The 17,966-nt window shown below is 30.6% G+C and carries 17 protein-coding genes and 2 riboswitches; of the genes, 6 read left to right on the top strand and 11 right to left on the bottom strand.

Translation table 11 applies throughout. The features are described from left to right. Nucleotides 1-180: 180 nt before the first annotated feature. The 7 genes from ACUSRV_RS03365 to ACUSRV_RS03335 form a co-directional block, all read right to left on the bottom strand. Entirely contained in the window at nucleotides 181-444 is a 264-nt protein-coding gene (locus ACUSRV_RS03365; RefSeq protein ID WP_490140510.1) for a hypothetical protein, read from the bottom strand. A 250-nt stretch (nucleotides 445-694) separates the two neighbouring features. Further along, nucleotides 695-2,173: an Lsa family ABC-F type ribosomal protection protein gene (locus tag ACUSRV_RS03360; protein WP_490140509.1), complete on the bottom strand. Its 1,479-nt coding sequence runs from the start codon at nucleotides 2,171-2,173 to the stop codon at nucleotides 695-697. Nucleotides 2,174-2,970: 797 nt separating this feature from the next. Next, the gene (locus tag ACUSRV_RS03355) at nucleotides 2,971-4,329 is read right to left on the bottom strand and encodes a PFL family protein (protein ID WP_490140508.1); all 1,359 of its coding nucleotides are present in this window, start codon (nucleotides 4,327-4,329) and stop codon (nucleotides 2,971-2,973) included. 18 nt (nucleotides 4,330-4,347) lie between these two features. Then, nucleotides 4,348-4,620, bottom strand: a complete 273-nt coding sequence (locus ACUSRV_RS03350) for an ACT domain-containing protein (protein WP_490140507.1) — start codon at nucleotides 4,618-4,620, stop codon at nucleotides 4,348-4,350. A gap of 178 nt (nucleotides 4,621-4,798) precedes the next feature. Then, a riboswitch (glycine riboswitch) is annotated at nucleotides 4,799-4,889 on the bottom strand. A gap of 260 nt (nucleotides 4,890-5,149) precedes the next feature. Further along, a riboswitch (glycine riboswitch) is annotated at nucleotides 5,150-5,240 on the bottom strand. A gap of 336 nt (nucleotides 5,241-5,576) precedes the next feature. After that, entirely contained in the window at nucleotides 5,577-6,470 is an 894-nt protein-coding gene (locus ACUSRV_RS03345) for a DUF2156 domain-containing protein (protein WP_490140506.1), read from the bottom strand. Between the two features lie 150 nt (nucleotides 6,471-6,620). Continuing rightward, nucleotides 6,621-6,884, bottom strand: a complete 264-nt coding sequence (locus ACUSRV_RS03340; protein ID WP_490140505.1) for a hypothetical protein — start codon at nucleotides 6,882-6,884, stop codon at nucleotides 6,621-6,623. Between the two features lie 16 nt (nucleotides 6,885-6,900). Further along, nucleotides 6,901-8,151: a DNA polymerase Y family protein gene (locus tag ACUSRV_RS03335; RefSeq protein ID WP_490140504.1), complete on the bottom strand. Its 1,251-nt coding sequence runs from the start codon at nucleotides 8,149-8,151 to the stop codon at nucleotides 6,901-6,903. A gap of 374 nt (nucleotides 8,152-8,525) precedes the next feature. On the opposite strand from ACUSRV_RS03335, the gene ACUSRV_RS03330 reads away from it, so the two are divergent. The 5 genes from ACUSRV_RS03330 to ACUSRV_RS03310 all read left to right on the top strand — a co-directional run bounded on the left by ACUSRV_RS03330 (nucleotide 8,526) and on the right by ACUSRV_RS03310 (nucleotide 14,070). Continuing rightward, nucleotides 8,526-9,176, top strand: a complete 651-nt coding sequence (locus ACUSRV_RS03330; protein WP_490140503.1) for an L-fuculose-phosphate aldolase — start codon at nucleotides 8,526-8,528, stop codon at nucleotides 9,174-9,176. 27 nt (nucleotides 9,177-9,203) lie between these two features. Continuing rightward, a complete protein-coding gene (locus ACUSRV_RS03325; RefSeq protein ID WP_490140502.1) occupies nucleotides 9,204-10,526 on the top strand; it encodes a Na+/H+ antiporter NhaC family protein in 1,323 nt (440 codons plus the stop codon). 74 nt (nucleotides 10,527-10,600) lie between these two features. After that, the gene (locus tag ACUSRV_RS03320; protein ID WP_490140501.1) at nucleotides 10,601-11,653 is read left to right on the top strand and encodes an S-methyl-5-thioribose-1-phosphate isomerase; all 1,053 of its coding nucleotides are present in this window, start codon (nucleotides 10,601-10,603) and stop codon (nucleotides 11,651-11,653) included. Nucleotides 11,654-11,672: 19 nt separating this feature from the next. Continuing rightward, nucleotides 11,673-12,905: an S-methyl-5-thioribose kinase gene (mtnK, locus tag ACUSRV_RS03315; RefSeq protein WP_490140500.1), complete on the top strand. Its 1,233-nt coding sequence runs from the start codon at nucleotides 11,673-11,675 to the stop codon at nucleotides 12,903-12,905. A 1-nt stretch (nucleotide 12,906) separates the two neighbouring features. Beyond that, a complete protein-coding gene (locus tag ACUSRV_RS03310; protein WP_490140499.1) occupies nucleotides 12,907-14,070 on the top strand; it encodes an iron-containing alcohol dehydrogenase in 1,164 nt (387 codons plus the stop codon). A 117-nt stretch (nucleotides 14,071-14,187) separates the two neighbouring features. Here ACUSRV_RS03310 and ACUSRV_RS03305 read toward each other — a convergent pair whose 3' ends face one another. After that, complete coding sequence (locus tag ACUSRV_RS03305; protein WP_490140498.1) at nucleotides 14,188-15,183, bottom strand: hypothetical protein; 996 nt, start codon at nucleotides 15,181-15,183, stop codon at nucleotides 14,188-14,190. 229 nt (nucleotides 15,184-15,412) lie between these two features. On the opposite strand from ACUSRV_RS03305, the gene ACUSRV_RS03300 reads away from it, so the two are divergent. Then, nucleotides 15,413-15,688, top strand: a complete 276-nt coding sequence (locus ACUSRV_RS03300) for a CPCC family cysteine-rich protein (protein WP_490140497.1) — start codon at nucleotides 15,413-15,415, stop codon at nucleotides 15,686-15,688. A gap of 151 nt (nucleotides 15,689-15,839) precedes the next feature. Here ACUSRV_RS03300 and ACUSRV_RS03295 read toward each other — a convergent pair whose 3' ends face one another. The 3 genes from ACUSRV_RS03295 to ACUSRV_RS03285 all read right to left on the bottom strand — a co-directional run bounded on the left by ACUSRV_RS03295 (nucleotide 15,840) and on the right by ACUSRV_RS03285 (nucleotide 17,954). Then, nucleotides 15,840-16,640 carry a DUF4405 domain-containing protein gene (locus ACUSRV_RS03295; RefSeq protein ID WP_490140496.1) on the bottom strand — a complete coding sequence of 267 codons (801 nt, stop codon included), beginning with the start codon at nucleotides 16,638-16,640 and terminating at the stop codon, nucleotides 15,840-15,842. Nucleotides 16,641-16,646: 6 nt separating this feature from the next. Next, the gene (locus tag ACUSRV_RS03290; protein WP_490140495.1) at nucleotides 16,647-17,063 is read right to left on the bottom strand and encodes a YbaN family protein; all 417 of its coding nucleotides are present in this window, start codon (nucleotides 17,061-17,063) and stop codon (nucleotides 16,647-16,649) included. Nucleotides 17,064-17,324: 261 nt separating this feature from the next. After that, nucleotides 17,325-17,954, bottom strand: a complete 630-nt coding sequence (locus tag ACUSRV_RS03285; RefSeq protein WP_490140494.1) for a flavodoxin family protein — start codon at nucleotides 17,952-17,954, stop codon at nucleotides 17,325-17,327. Nucleotides 17,955-17,966 lie beyond the last annotated feature (12 nt).

The raw sequence follows: 17,966 nt of genomic DNA, 5'->3' as shown, positions 1-17,966 counted from the left end.
TTCTATCTTCTATGAAAATAATAATAAATCAAATCAGAATTGTCAACCTTGTTTTTTTTTAGGTTAACGCATTTTTTTCAAAAGTAACTCATATTATCCCTCTCGCCTTTGTGTAAACAGATTTTTATAATTTTTTGCAAACAAAAACCGAGGTTATTTTCCTCGGTTACACTTGTATATCTAAATTTTATATAATATCCATTTACAAGTTCTAAGATCATACTTAATTTCAAACTGCTTTTCTACATCGTCAATCAAACTTTGGCATTTAAATACTAACATTGGATTACCTGCTAACTTTTCATGTTCTTTGATTATAACGTTATCTACTTTTATTACTTTACCTGTACTATCTTCTCCTTCAATTCTAAACCTCAAAGGTTTTATATCACCTTTATTATTTGTATATGAAATAACCTCAATTGGCTTTGCAATTACTTTCATTTTAATAATCTCAATTTTTCACCCTTCGAACATATGTTCCAATTCATTGTATACTAATTCCTTCCAATTTATAAGGGGTTTTTGAAAAATATTTTCAAAAACAAAAAAGGCCGTATCTTTTGAGATACGACCTAATTATTTTACAAATTCATTAATATATACTGAAACCATGATGCATGGCGTTGTTCATCGTGTGAAGAATGCATGAAATGCATCTGGCTTTGCATGGAGCCTATTGTGTTTTTATCATTTACAGTTTTATCGTTTTAGTAGCAACCTTCTCACAAAATGCACAATCATGCTCAACAAACAAAATTGTCGGTTGATATTCAAGCAACAATTCCTCAATCTGCATACGAGAAATGACATCAATAAAATTCAATGGTTCATCCCAAATATACAAATGTGCCTGTTCACACAAACTTTTTGCAATCAATACTTTCTTCTTCTGTCCTCCACTAAAATTCTCAATATTCTTTTCAAACTGTTCTCTTGAAAAATCAAGTTTTCTAAGAATCGATTTAAATAAACTTTCATCAATACACTGTTTATTTGCATACTCAGATAAACTGCCATATAAATCTGATGTATCCTGCGAAACATACGAAATTATTAACTGATTATTATTTCTCACAATTCCATTATGAGGAATATCTTGCCCATAAATCAATTTCAAAATACTTGATTTTCCACTACCATTCTTTCCCTGAATAGCAATTCTATCCCCTTGTTCTATAGTAAAGTTCACACCTTTACAAATACTTCTATCATCATAATAAATTGAAACATCCATAATATCCACAATCTTATTATGATGAAAAGTAAGCGGTACTATTTCTAACCTTTCCTTACTTTCAATGTTTTTAAGCAGTTTTGATTTTTTCTCAATCATGTTTTGTTGTCTTGATTCTATATTCTTAGCACGTTTCATCATTTTTGCCGCTTTGTGTCCAACATACCCTTTATCTAATTTACTCCCCGAATTAGTAGTTCCATTCTTGCTACTTTCCACACTATCTGACCATGCAGATGTACGTTTCACCGAAGACGAAAGTCGGCTTATATCCTTTTTCAGTTTTTCGTTTTCTGCAAGTTCAAAACCATCTTGTAACTCTTTGTTTCTCCACCATGAAGAAAAATTTCCTTTTTGTATTTCAATATTAGTTTTATTAATGGCCAAAATATGATCAACACAATTGTCTAGAAAAAGTCTATCATGAGATATCAAAATAAATCCTTTCTTTTTTCTCAAGTAATTACTAAGTTTTTTTCTAGCTTCAACGTCCAAGTGATTTGTAGGCTCATCAATAAGTAAGAATGAGTTCTCCTTCAAAAACAAAGCAGCAAGTAATGCTTTGGTCTGCTCACCTTTTGATAGTGTATAAAACTGTCTGTATAAAACATCATCGTCTACATCCAACAACGATAATTCTTTCATTATTTCCCAATCCATTGAATTTGGACTGATTTCCCTTATTATATCTATTGTGAATAATTCTTGTTCCTGCACCTCATAAGGAAAATATTCAAAAGTTACATTAGCAGAAATATTTCCTTTATATTCGTATTTCCCAAGTAAAATATTTAGAAAAGTAGTTTTTCCTCTTCCATTTCTTCCTGTAAAACCAAGTTTCCAATCTGTATCAATTTGAAAACTCACATTTTCAAAAATAGTATCATAGCAGCCTTCATAAGCAAAGGTTAAGTTTGTAATATTTATTAAAGACATATTTTTGTCCTCCCTTGTAATTTAATAGTACAAATAACAAAGTCGGAACGATTGGCGACTAGTATTACTCCATACAAATGTCGCCTGCAGTATCCGGCTCTGTATGGAGATTATCATGTGTTATCACAGTGTCTTTATTATTCATCATATTATCCCTCCTTCATATTATCATTGTTTGTAAAAAAATAAGAGCCGCAAGAAATTTTCATTCTTACAGCTCATAAATATACATAGTTAAACTAATAATTATAGCATAACACAGGAATATATATTAAGAGAAAGAAGAACAACTTTCTTGCATAAGTACAACAAAACAAGCAAAACATATCTGCTTTCCGTTCTGTCATATTGTACTTTAAAAATTAGCAAGAAAATTGAATCATCTTTTCACCTCAAATCTCAAATATTTTCTATACTATAACACTATACGTCGGAAAAATCAACAACGCGTAAATCATGAAATGTTAATAATTCCCTCAAACTAATAAATTTATATTTTTAGCTATGTTTTAATATATTTTTGAAAGTAAATATATAAAGATTACGCAATACTTTTCTCTTACAATTCCTTGATTCTATACTCAACTGAGTTTGCACTTACTTTAAAATAAACCATATAAAATTAAGATTAATATAGAATAAATAGCGGATTTAAACTTTTTCTTACTCATATCGTCCCCCTGATTATATGCAATTTAGGTACTCAATATTATAATAAAAAATCTTACATCTAAGAATACAGGATACTATACAAAAGGTGCAAGGCATATGCCTTGCACCTTCGTTACTTCTTCTTTCTAATTCTTAAAACTGTGAACTGGAGCTGGAATTCTTCCTCCACGATTTATAAAATCCGTACTTGAAAATTTACTTACTGCCATAAGAGGAGCTCTACCAAGTAAGCCTCCAAATTCTACCTGGTCTCCAAGGTTTTTGCCATAAACAGGAATTATTCTTACTCCTGTAGTTTTATTATTTATAACCCCAATAGCAGCTTCATCTGCAATGATTGCAGATATTGTTTCTGCTGGTGTATCTCCTGGAATGGCTATCATATCAAGACCTACTGAGCATACACATGTCATAGCCTCTAATTTTTCTATATTCAAAGAACCAACAGATACAGCGTTAATCATTCCCTCATCTTCACTTACAGGAATAAATGCACCACTAAGTCCTCCTACATGGTAAGCGGCCATAATACCACCTTTTTTAACAGCATCATTTAAAAGTGCTAAGGCAGCAGTAGTTCCATGACAACCACAGCTTTCAAGTCCTATTTCTTCTAAAATTCTTGCCACGCTATCCCCTATAGCTGGAGTTGGTGCAAGAGATAAATCTACAGTTCCAAATGGCACTCCCAACTTTTCTGAAGCTTCAGTGGCAATAAGTTGTCCAACTCTTGTTATCTTAAAAGCGGTCTTCTTTATAGTTTCTGCCAAAACATCAAAGCTTTGTCCTCTAACATTCTCAAGAGCAGACTTTACAACCCCTGGTCCACTTATTCCAACGCTTATAACACATTCAGCTTCTCCTACTCCATGGAAAGCACCTGCCATAAATGGATTATCATCTACTGCATTAGCAAAGACAACCAATTTGGCACAACCTATACTCTCACTTTCCTTTGTAAGATAAGCTGTTTTCTTTATAATATGTCCTAAATCACGCACAGCGTCCATATTTATTCCCGATTTTGTACATCCAACGTTAATAGATGCGCAAACTTTATTAGTAACAGCTAATGCCTCTGGTAAAGAGTTTATAAGTATTTTATCTCCCTTTGAATATCCTTTTTGTACAAGAGCTGAAAAACCACCAATAAAATTTACTCCAACAGCATCAGCTGCCTTATCAAGGGTTTTAGCAAATTCAACATAATCAGTATCACTACTTGACTGTGCAATTAAAGAAATAGGTGTAACAGAAATTCTCTTGTTTATTATAGGTATTCCATATTTAGCTTCAAGCTCATCTCCCACTTTAACTAGATTTTTTGCATATTTAGTAATTTTATCATAAATTTGTTGTCTGGCTTTGTCTCCATCACTATCACAGCAATCTAAAAGAGATATTCCCATTGTAATAGTTCTTATATCAAGATTTTCTTCTTCTATCATGTTTATTGTTTCCATTATATTTTCGTAATTAATCATATTCTCCATCCCCCTATTCTATATTTTGTGCATTGAATTAAATATATCTTCATGTTGAATTTTAACAGTAACTCCTAATTCATTTCCTGTATCTATTAGAGTATCTTTTAATTCACCAAAACCTATTTTCATATCCGTTACATCTGTAGCCATGATCATGGTAAAATAATTTTTTTCTAAACGAATTTGACCAATATCCAGGATACTAACATTAGTTTCATTAAGTATAGATGTTATTCCTGTAATAATGCCATCCGCATTACTTCCAACTACTGTTATAAATGCTTTCATTTTAACCATCTCTCCTCAATTAAGTATTTTTTAAAGCAAATACTTCTTTTATTTAAAAATAAAAGAGACCAAATTTTAAAATTTAGTCTCTGAAGATCAGGATCTTAATATCAAAAAGAAATGAAAAATTTTACTCGCTAAGAATTAAAAATATATAGCGTTCATTTATGCTTTTCATATTAAATCCTCTGTCCTTTTACCTGAGAGTTTCACCAGTTTTACTGGCTTGCCCCTTCGGTGCCCTTTTGAGTCTCTCCAGAGTTTCGTCCAATAACGGTCTACTAAATATCCCGTTATCTTCACCCGAATATATTAATTTTAATTTTAAAAACTACTATTATAAATGTCTAGCTATAATCACCTCTCCTTAGTTGAATAATTTTTTAAATAAATGCTTTTTTATTTAAAAATAAAAGAGACTAAATTTAAAAATTTAGTCTCTGAAGATCAGGATTTTAATATTAAAAAGAAATGAAAAATTTTACTCGCTAAGAATTAAAAATATGTAGCGTTCATTTATGCTTTTCATATTAAATCCTCTGTCCTTTTACCTGAGAGTTTCACCAGTTTTGCTGGTTTGCCCCTTCGGTGCTCTTTTGAGTCTCTCCAGAGTTTCGTCCAATAACGGTTTATTAAATATCCCGTTATCTTCAACCGAATATATTAAATTCGTATATTAAATTATATCAAATAATTTAATGTTTTAAATTATAGCACATTTCTTTTTTGTATACAAATAAAATTTTATTTTTAGCTATGTTTTAAATCTTTGAGTAAAATGTAAATACTTAAGACCTCTTCCATAGTCTTTAATATACCATTTCTCATTGATTTCTCCTAATTTTATCTATTTTTTAAATAACTAAAAACCGAGGATTATTTCCCTCGGTTCACACTTTTTTATTTTAAAATTAAGTTTTATTATGACAAGTAACCACTATTTTGTACTATAGCACCTATAAATTCACGCAATACTTTTCTTCCAGTTTTATTGGATAATAGGATTTTTTTGCTTTTCTTAAACCTTCAATACCCAAATCCTGTTCTCTGTTAATGTACTCTACCTCATTCAAATACCGTTCCACAAATGTTTTGTTAGTAAAGGCATATATCCCTCTTATATCTTTTATTCCCTTTTCAAAATGAACTATAGCCATATTATTATTTACAATTTCACCTACAGTGAAGGTGGATATTTTATTATCAACATAAACTGCCATACCTTTTAAATTTAATTCAGCAGCATTATGTAAAACTTCCATAATACCTTCTAGTTCATAAGTTAAAAATTTATCCCCATTGTAGTTATCATTATACCATTGGTGAGTTAACTTAATGCAATCTTCCATTACTCCTATTTCATAAAGATCCTTTACAGTATACTCATAGTTTTTTACAAAGTAGTTATAATGATTTTTTTTCCTATGGAGCTTATTTCCAGATAAGCTAACTAGCTTTTCCTTTAAATATATATAATCAAAATTATCTATATCTTCTTCTATATGAGCCATATCTCCATATATATATTTAAGATCTTCCAGGAATGAATTTTCTACATCTTTGAATAAATAATCCATATTATTTTCTTTTTTGTATTCCTTTAGATCTTGAATTATGTTTTTTAGATTTTCCATTTTATATCCAATAGGCTGCATAAAGTAATATTTTTCTTTAAAGTCCTTCTGCTTTATTATAAGTACACCTTCATGTATAGTATATTGGACATCACAAGCTTTTCTCCAAGCAAGTAACGTTGTAAAAGAATATTCGCTAGTAGTAAACGTATAATTCCCCAAGTACTTTTCAAGTATTGGCTTGTCATCAATAGTTAATTTTTTGAATGTGAGCATAAACACTCTCCTTGTAAAAAATGCATTAGTGTAGTTACAATTATAAAAATTAAGTTTAGTAATAACAAGTACGCACTATTTTGTACCATAGTATCCGAAAGGATACTGTAGATTACAAAATCAAATTATCATAGGAGGCTGTTTTTATTACTAAATTTTATATAACATCCATTTACAAGTTCTAAGATCATACTTAATTTCAAACTGCTTTTCTACATCGTCAATTAAACTTTGACATTTGAAAACTAACATTGAGTTGCCTGCTAATTTTTCACGTTCTTTAATAATAACATTATCTACTCTTACCACTTTTCCACTATTATCTTCTCCTTCAATCCTAAATCTCAAAGGTTTTATATCACCCTTATTGTTTGTATATGAAATGACCTCAATTGGCTTTGCTATAACTTTCATAATAATTCCCCTTTTTTTATAATATAGAACTCATCAAAGGATGGTCTTCATCCCCCGAACCACCACTCATAGAACTTAATCCTGAATGTAGAAAGCATGACCTAAAAACAGATTTATGACCATACTTTACCCTTATGTCATCAATTACTTTATTTAATTTATTGTCTTTATCGTAGTCAAAAGTATCTAATAATGAGTACTGATGAAAATCATTTGAACAAAAATCAGTTACATGTATACCTAAATGCCTTATTTTATTTCCATTCCATAAATTATCAAATAAATAGCAAGCTACCTCATATATTTTTCTTGTAGAGTCTGTAGCTGTGCTTAATTTCTTTTGACGAGAACATGAAATTAGATCATTCCCTCTTATACTTATAGACACTACATTGCAACAGTTCCTAGAATCTCTTAACCTCATACCTACTGTTTCACACAAAGATAACAAAACCTTATGTGCTGTTTCTTTATCTTCTACATCAAAGGCTATAGTTTTTGAATTTCCTATACTCTTCATTTCAATATAATTGCTTCTTCTAACTTCTGAATTATCTATACCATTGGCATAATTGTATATTAATTGGCCATGACTCTTAAGGATACTTCTTAGAATGTTTATATCATAATTTGCTAAATCTCCTATAGTATGTATATTTATCTTATGTAATTTTGGTGCTGTTGCTCTACCTACCATGAATAGTTCCTCAACTGGAAGGAGCCACATCTTTTCTTTTATCTCATGTGGAAATAAAGTATGGACTTTATCTGGCTTTTTAAAGTCAGATGCAACTTTTGCAAGTAACTTATTATTTGATATTCCTATGTTTACGGTGAAACCTAACTCATTCTTAATTCTTTGCCTTATAGTTTGTGCTAACTTTATATAATCTGGATATAAATGCTCCATATTAGAAAAATCTAAGAAGCTTTCATCTATACTAAATCTTTGAATTTGTGGAGTGTACTCCATTAATATTTCATGCATTGCACAGCTACATTGGGTGTATAGCCAGTACCTTGGTGGTACTATTGTTAAATTTGGACACTTTGTTCTAGCATTATATAATGTTTCACCTGTTTTAATATTGTACTTTTTAGCAGGAATTGATCTTGCAAGTACTATCCCATGTCGACTACATTCGTCTCCCCCAACCACAGAAGGTATATTTCTAAGGTCTATTTGTTCACCTTGTTGAATTCTATACGTTGCCTCCCAACTTAGGTAGGCGCTATTAACGTCAATATGAAAAATTAATCTACCCATATAACATCACCTTTTTAATAATCTCAATTTTTCATCCTCCGAACATACGTTCTAATTCATTATATACTAATTCCTTCCAATTTATAAGGGGTTTTTGAAAAATATTTTCAAAAACGAAAAAGGCTGCATCTTTTTATACAATCCTTTAGTTCAATACCATTGTTATAAATAATTCCTAATCATGTATTAATTACATATGCAAATCAGAATTGTCATAATTTTCATAATAATCAAATACTAAATAACTTACATTTAATATCTTTGCGTTGTATTTTAGTATATTTGTATAATTTTTATCATACTTTAGTAATGACAGCATGCTAGGAACTTTTACAAAATCAATGAAAATATCTACTAAGAAAGGAGGTATATACTTGATATTCAAAAAAGAAAGAGAACTAATTGTCCAGTATGGTAAAAAGTTAATTGAAAGTAACTTAACCACAGGAACAGGAGGTAATATCAGTATTTTTATAAGAGACGAAAATCTAATGGCTATAACTCCAAGTGGCATTGATTATTTTAAAACTAAACCAGAAGATATTCTAATTATGGATCTTAATGGAAATGTAGTCGATGGAAGCCAAAAGCCATCTAGTGAATATTCAATGCACAAAATCTTTTATGAAAAAAGAAGTGATATTAACTCAGTAGTTCATGTCCACTCCAAATACTCAACTACCCTATCTTGTATGAACTGGGAATTACCTGCTGTACATTACTTAGTTGCTGTTTCAGGTGGAAATAACGTAAGATGTGCAGAATATGCAACATTTGGAACTCAAGAACTTGCAGAAAATGCACTTGAATCAATGAAAGATAGATATGGTGTCTTTCTAGCTAATCATGGTTTATTAACTGGTGCGAATGATTTACCTAATGCTTTTAATAAAGCAGAAGAAATTGAGTTTTGTGCAGAAATATACTGTAGAGCAAAGGCCTTAGGAGAACCTAAAATACTCTCAGATAAGGAAATGGAGAAAATGTTAGTATTATTTCAAAGCTATGGTCAAGTAAAAGAATAAAAAGTATTTATAATTGGGGGTAATGTAATGAGTAAACTAAATGGAAATAAGAACAGTAGTTTTATAGGATTACTACCTTTAGTGTTTTTCTTAGTATTATTTATGGGAACTGGAATTATAACAGGCGACTTTAGTAGTATGCCACTATTATTAGCGTTTATCTTCTCTTCTGCCTTTGCTTTGTTCTTAGATAAAAAAGGAACAAAAACATCATTAAATGATAAAATAGATATATTTTGTAAGGCTAGTGGAGAACAAACTCTTATGTTAATGGTTGTTATTTTTATATTAGCAGGAGCATTCTACTCAATTGCTGATGGTATGGGTGCCGTTACTTCAATGGTTAATTTAGGATTAAGTATTTTACCGGCAAATATGATATTACCTGGACTATTTATAGTTGGAAGTATTTTATCATTTGCTATGGGTACTTCAATGGGAACTGTAACTGCTCTTGCTCCTATAGGAGTTGGAATAGCAACACAAACAGGTCTTAGTATGCCTTTAGTTTTAGGAACTGTAGTAGGTAGTGCAATGTTTGGAGATAACTTATCGTTTATTTCAGATACTACAATAGCAGCTACAAGAACCCAAGGTGTAGAGTTAAAAGATAAGTTTAAAGTGAATGCTTTAATCATATTACCTGCTTTTATACTTACTTTAGTTATATTAATGTTCTTCTCTGGTGGAGCTGGTGGAAATGCTCAATTAGGAACTTATGAATACTCATTTGTAAGAATTCTTCCATATATAGCAATTATTGTTACTGCATTAATAGGCCTAAACGTTATGTTAGTTTTAGGAATAGGTATAGGTTCTGGAGCTGTAATAGGTCTTGCAATGGGTGATTTTAATATGGTTGGTCTTTTTAAAGTTTTACAAACAGGAATGGGTTGGATGGAAGATTTAGCTATAATAGCCATAGTTGTAGGTGGATTAGTTGGTCTTATGAATTACTATGGTGGAATTGATTATCTATTAGAAACAGTTACATCTAAGGTAAAAAGTAAAAAAGGTGCATTACTTAGTATAGCTGCTCTAGTAAGCTTAATAGATATAGCAACAACTAACAATACAATATCTATAATTACTGCAGGACCACTAGCAAAGGATATGTCTGAAGAATATGATATAGATCCAAGAAGAACAGCAAGTATTTTAGATATATTCTCTTCTGCATTCCAAGGTGTAATTCCATTTGGTGGCCAATTATTACTAGCTGCAGGTATGGCTAAAATATCTCCAGTAGAAATAGTACCATTTTCAATATATTCAATATTAATGGGTGTTTTCGGCTTATTAGCAATTATGTTTAATTTCCCAAGACTAAAGGCAAAAGCAACTAAATAATATTAATACTAGAGCTAGAGATCATTTGATATCTAGCTCTATATTGATAAATATAATAAGAAGGGCGTGAAAATATGGAGCGAGTTGATGAAGGCCTAGCTTTTATGCTTAAATATGAAAATGTAGCTTGGTATGATAATGGGAAAGTTAGAATATTGGACAGAAGAATTTATCCTACAGAAGTTAAATTTGTTACATGTAATAACCATGTAGAAGTTGCTCAAGCTATTACAGATATGGTAACTCAAAGTGCTGGCCCTTATACAGCAGCAGGAATGGGTATGGCTTTGGCCGGTTACGAATGTAGAAACTTACCATATAAAGAACAAATAAGTTATTTAGAAAATGCAGCATATACATTGGCAAATGCAAGACCTACAACTGCAAATAGAATGACATTAATAGTTAATGGATGCTTAGAAGTTGCAATATTAGCTTTAGAAAATGGTAAAAAGGTTGATGAGGCAATTTTTAATCATACACTTAAGTCTATAAACAATCGCTACACTAGAATGGGTGTTGTTGCAAAGTATTTAGTAGATATGTTCCCTCAAAATGGAAATGTAATGACACAATGTTTTGGAGAAACAATTGTCGGTATGATGTTAAAAGAAGCAAAAAATCAAAATAAAAATATTAAACTATTTTGCCCAGAGACTAGACCATATCTGCAAGGAGCTAGACTTACTGCAAGTGTAGCCTATGACCAAGGATTTGATGTTACTGTAATAACTGACAATATGCCTGCATTTACTATGAAAAATAAAAATATAGATGTATTCACATCAGCTGCAGATTCTATCTGCTTAGATGGACATATAGTAAACAAGGTTGGTACACTTCAAATAGCTATTGTAGCTAAGTACTTTGAAGTACCTTACTTTGTAACAGGTATTCCAGATAAAGATTATAAAAATATTTCACAGGTTAAAATTGAGGAAAGAGATCCTAATCAAGTATTAGAATTTAGAGGTATAAAAAATACATTAGATGGAGTTAAGGGGTACTACCCTTCCTTTGATATTACTCCTCCTCATTTAGTAAGTGGCGTGGTTACAGACAAAGGAATATTTAGTCCTTATGATTTACATAGATATTTTGATAGTGATGTCGAAAAGTTTTATTAAGGTTAAGGGGGGATATAACTTGTCTAAATTTAACTCGCATTTCAAAATGGAAGAAAATGATGCAATACTTTATGCAAAGGGAAAATTAATTATATTTAATGAAAATGCTAATTTAAAAGCTAAGGAAATTGGGGATGGAAATATAAATTATGTGTTTAAGGTTTGGGATGTAGATACTAATGAGTCAGTTGTAATAAAACAAGCAGATAAAGTTCTTAGAGCATCAGGACGACCTTTAGATGTTGATAGAAATAGAATAGAATCAGAAGTTTTAATGATGCAAGGAATATTAGCTCCTACTCTAGTTCCAAAAGTATACAAATACGACCCTATAATGTGTGCTCTTTCAATGGAAGACATATCTGATCATAGCAATTTAAGAAAAGAGTTATTAAATAGAAAGACTTTCCCATATCTTGCAGACCATATAACTACATTTATTGTAAACACTCTTCTACCAACTACAGACCTGGCTATGGATTCACACAAAAAGAAAGATAATGTTAAAAGATATATTAACAAAGACCTTTGTAAAATATCTGAAGACCTTGTTTTTACAGAGCCATATATAGATTATAAAGGTAGAAATATTGTTTTAGAGGAAAATATGGAGTTTGTAGTAAATGAGTTATATAAAGACAAAGACTTGGTGCTCGAGGCAGGAAAACTTAAAAATAACTTTATGAACAATGCACAAGCTCTAATCCATGGAGATTTACATTCTGGCTCTATTTTTGTAAAAGAAAATTCAACTAAGATATTAGATCCAGAGTTTGCATTTTATGGACCTATTGGATACGATCTAGGAAATGTAATAGGAAACTTATTTTTCTCATGGGCAAATGCCTATGTAACTGGGGACTCTAAAGACATAGAAGAATTTACGACTTGGGTTGAAAAAACTATAGAAGATACTATAGAAATGTTTAAGAGTAAATTTATAAAACTATATAAAGAAATAGTAACTGATGTAATGGCAAAGGAAGAATATTATATGAATTGGTATTTAGACTCTGTATTGTCTGATACTGCTGGATGCGCCGGTCTTGAAATTATTAGAAGAGTTGTAGGAGATTCTAAAGTTTTGGATATTACAAGTATTGATGATATAGAATCAAGGGTTAATGCTGAACGGATGTTAATTTTAAGTGCTAAAACATTTATTAAAAACAGAGATAATATTAAAAATGGTAAGAACTACACAGAAATATTTAAAAGTAATTGTAATAAAGTCAAAACTCAGGGGGCTTAGTATGAATAACTTTTATTATTATAATCCAACAAAATTACTTTTTGGAAAAGATTCTGTTTCACAAATAAAAGACTATATCCCTAAAGATGTAAATAAGGTACTTCTCCACTATGGAAGAGACAGTATAAAAAAATCTGGTTTATACAATGAAATAGTAGAAATATTAAATAATAATAAAATAGAAGTTGTTGAACTCTCTGGAGTAACTCCAAATCCAAAGCTTAGCCTAGTAAAGAAAGGTATAGAAATTTGTAAAAATGAAAATATAGACTTTATATTGGCAGTAGGTGGCGGAAGTGTTATAGACTCTTCAAAGGCAATAGCTGCTGGAGTATGTTATGAAAATGATGTTTGGGAGTTATTCACACAAGATATAGGGTTAGAAAAAGCCCTGCCATTAGGTGTTATACTTACCCTTCCAGCAACAGGAAGTGAAAGTAGTTCTGCTACAATAATTACAAATGAGGAAACACTTCAAAAGCTAGGTTTGGAAAATGACCTTTTAAGACCTCAATTTGCAGTATTAAACCCAGAGCTTACTTTAACACTTCCATATAAACAAACTTTTGCAGGTGTAGTAGATATTTTATCCCATGTTATGGAAAGATACTTTACAAATACTAATAATGTAGAGCTTACTGATAATTTATGTGAAGGAACTATGAGAACTGTTATAGATAATGGATATAAATTACTTGAAAATCCTAATGATTATGAAGCAAGGGCTGAAATAATGTTAAGTGGAACTATTGCCCACTCTGGAATCCTTGGTCTTGGTAGAGAGGAAGATTGGGCTAGCCATAGAATAGGTCATGAAATAACAGCATTGTATGGAACAACTCATGGAATAACTTTATCAATAGTTCTCCCAGCATGGATGAGATATGTTTATAAAGAAAATATAGATAGATTTGCTAGGTTTGCAAAACATGTTTTTAATGTTAATGACAGCGGCAAAACAGATGAAGAAATCGCATTGTTGGGAATAGAAAAATTTGAAGAGTTTTTAAAGGATATAAACGTACCTATAAGTTTGAAGGATGAAGGCATTCCTTATGATGATTTTGATATTATGGCTGAAAAATGTACTAGATCAGGTTCTGTTGGTAGATTTGTAAAACTTTATAAAGAAGATGTTGTTAAAATATTAGAAATGGCAAAATAATTAACATATTTACGTGGGCTAAGTTATTAATAACATTAGCCCACTTTTTATATGAATAACTAAAAGGCTACATAGAGCTATTTGGTCAAGAAATGCTAACTCAACACTAAGTTAATTTTATCTTCTGTTTAAAATTGTCCAGTTAAGATTAGAGTTCACATTAGGATTATAGTTAGGGTTGTCTGTTACAATATATTCTCCTAATGCATTGGCATATACGTATTGAAATTCATTTGGAATTTCTACAGAATAGCCTTTGTACGGGTCGTAATAAGAATTTACTCCTCTTATACTTTCACTAATACCTGTAAAAACCCTATTATTAGATGCTTGCTGCATTTCATAACTACGTCTCACTGTATCAGATACATGGTCAAATGTTGTACTTATAATTCTGCTAATTACACCAGCATTATAAATATCCTGCATTACATATTGTGTAAGTGATCCCACAAATTGATTATATAGATTAAACCATTGAAGATTAAATTTAAAGGATTTTAACATAATAGCAAATACTTTATTAGCTTCTTCAAACTTTCCTTTTGGAGCGCGAGTGGAAATAATTTTATCAGCAATCCAAGAGGTTTGTCCATACATCATATTATTAACTACTATGCCGCAAGTGATATCTCCTTCAAATAAATAACCACTATGAGCATATTCTAATTTGGCAATTCCACCATCAACAGAAACACTGCTTCCAAGTCCTCCTTGATTTTCTCCATACAAAGCCTTTTCTAACTCAGGAAATTTCCTATGCTCCACAATTCTAGTTCTAAATCCCCCTTTAGGCAAAATATATTGCTCAAGATACTGCAAATATCCAGAAACAGGGCGTCTTACTTCATTGCCCATATAATATGATCCTTCCTTTGGACCGAAAAAAGAAAAAGAACTCTTACCCCAATAATAAGGTATTGATGGATGTAAGTTTAATTCATATAGCCCATCAGAACTTCTAATGGAAAGTTTGATTGCTCCAGGCATAGTAGCGTGTTGCCTCCAAGTAATACCTCCAGAAACAGACCAATCTTCTGGTATTAACATAGAAAAAGCCTCACATTTAAATACATCATTGTCTATGTAACGATAGGTTTTAAATTTAATCATTTTATCTCACTTCCTTCTTGAATTTATTTCGTTTTAGTCTTTTATAATTATATCGGCAATTTCATTTATATTTTTAGGCTATGTTTTAACTCAGTGTTGAAATTTGAAAAAATGAATGTATAAGTTTAAATGCATTATAAGTAATGTTATATTTAGTATATAATCAAACCATAGTTTATTGTACAGTTGTATAATACCGTATATTATCATTATTAAAATGGAGGAAAAAATGAAAAAATACACTTGTCCCTGTTGTGGCTATAAAACTCTAGATGAAGAACCACCAGGCACTTATGATATTTGTAACATATGTTTTTGGGAAGATGATATGCTGCAATTTGATGAGCCTGATTATGAAGGAGGAGCAAATGATGTTTCATTAAGACAGGCACAAAAAAACTTTATAGAATTTGGTGCGTGTGATAAAGGTAGTTTGAAATATGTAAGAAAACCTAATGAAAATGATGAAAAAGACTTAAACTGGAATCCCATTCGTGAAAATTAATTTCATTGGAACTACAGAGTTTTTATATACTATGAAGTAAAAAGAGGAGAATTAATTCTCCTCTTTCTCAATATATATTTAATTTCAACACTATATTAAAACATGGCCTATTTTCATAATCCATCTAAATATTTTTTCATTTTCATTAAATCTAAATAACAACAATTCGCTTTTTTCTTTTTAATATTTTTTCAATTATAACAGTAATAAATGCAAATACACCTGTAATAGAGCCATAGGTAGCAATTAGGTCAAATATTCTTTCGAAGTTTAATGAGCTACTACCTGGAAGTTCTCCTTGTTTACCAAACTCGCCTTTTTGTTTACCATAGCCTTCTGGTCTCTCACCTTTTTCAGGTCTATTACCATGTTGTTGCATTCCACCTTTTGAAATAGTAGACATACTAAAAGGAGCTGTTAACCACCTTGTAAGACTACTTGTAGTTAAACTATATCCACCATAAATTAGAATTATAGAAAGACATATTATTCCCATAGGCTTGGCGATAACACTCGGTAACTTCAGTGCTTTTACGAACATGCTCTTAATAAAGGTCCAATGTAAACCTATATGTATGCCAACCAATATAATAATTATTGCTGAAGCAAAATAGTGTACTGACTTCCAAAAGGCACCACCATTAAACATTCCGGGGAAAAGTGATTTAGAAATTATAATTCCACTTATAGCAATAAACGTAACCGATATGAAAAGCAAACTATTAATGACATATCCTATTTTTGTCTTTGTTGGCAGTGATTTATCAAATAATCTTTTGGTAACTCCTACTATCCACTTCCTGTTAATCCCCATATGAATAAGAACTAGTCCACATACAATTAAGCCACCTATCTCATGAAAGCTAATACTGATAACCCTTTTGCTATACATTAAAAACAGTAGCACTGACATTATTATGTCTAAAATAATCTTTACAATATTTTTTTTCATTTTGATTTACCTCCCAATATAATATTTATTTAAAGAACCTATACTGTCTTTATCTAGTGTCTTTAATTTAACCAGATGAATACTAACTCCTATGCCTACTATGAAAAGAAATATTCTAACATGAACATTTGCTACTACCAGCATTGAACTTACAAGTGTAATCCATAAAAATATTAAACCGCTAATTTTAATGCTTTTTTTAACAGCTTTATAAGTTATGTAGTTGTAGATATACTCACCAAAAATTTTATGGTTAATTAACCATTTATATAGTCGGTCTGAACTGCGAATATAACAGAATGAAGTCAGTAGCAAAAATGGTGTAGTTGGTAATATAGGAATGATAACACCAAAAATCCCTAAAACAAGGGAGATTGAACCAATTGAAATAAGCAAATATTTTTTCAAGATTTTTACATTCATAACAACGCTCCTTTTTTCAGTCATTGATATATATTTCTTTCAATCATTAACTCGATTTATTAATTCTCTATTCATCATTCTTTCATATTACGTGTTAAACCTTAAATTAACCTTAAAGTATCGATGTTATTTTTAATGTAATACAAATAATTTTTGTCTAAATATAAAAAAAGAGCCAAGCAAAATTCTTGCTTGACTCTCTCTAACCCATGGATTATAGATTTTTTTTATTTCAAGATTAATCTTCATTTATTATCAAAACTATCTAATAAAGTTAGTAAATACTTTCTTTTCTTTTTCTGGTGCTTCAACAATTCCTTTCCCGTTTTCAACTAATTTCAATAAGTATGCCATGTTTTTTCCAAGTACTCTCATTATTTGTTTTCCTTCTTCGTCTTCTAACGCATCTCCTGGTTTTGTTCCATGTATTACATTCCAGTAATTTGAACTTGGCATAAGCATTTCAGCATAATTAATATAGTTATTCAACTGATTGAAAGTAGTAACTCCTCCTGAACGTCTAACTGCTACTACAGATGCTCCTACCTTATTCTTTAGAAGTCCAGTATTTGAAACATAAAATGCTCTATCTAAAAATGACTTCATAGTTCCAGATATAGCTGAATAATGAACTGGAGAACCTAATAATATACCATCTGCCTCTTTCATCTTTTGTATCCATTCATTTACTTCATCATTATCAGTTATACATTTCTCATCTCTATTTCTCATACAAGCACCACATGCAAGACATCCTTTTACAGTCTTGTTTCCTACATGTATAATCTCAACTTCTATACCTTCTTTTTCTAATTCATTTGCTACCATTCTTATAGCATGATATGTATTACCTTCTTTTTTAGGACTTCCATTAAATGCAACAACTTTCATGTATTCTTCCTC

Source organism: Sporacetigenium sp. TC11 (genome assembly GCF_058146105.1).
Note: the sequence above shows the minus strand (reverse complement) of the source record. Positions and strands in the feature narration are given on the sequence as shown.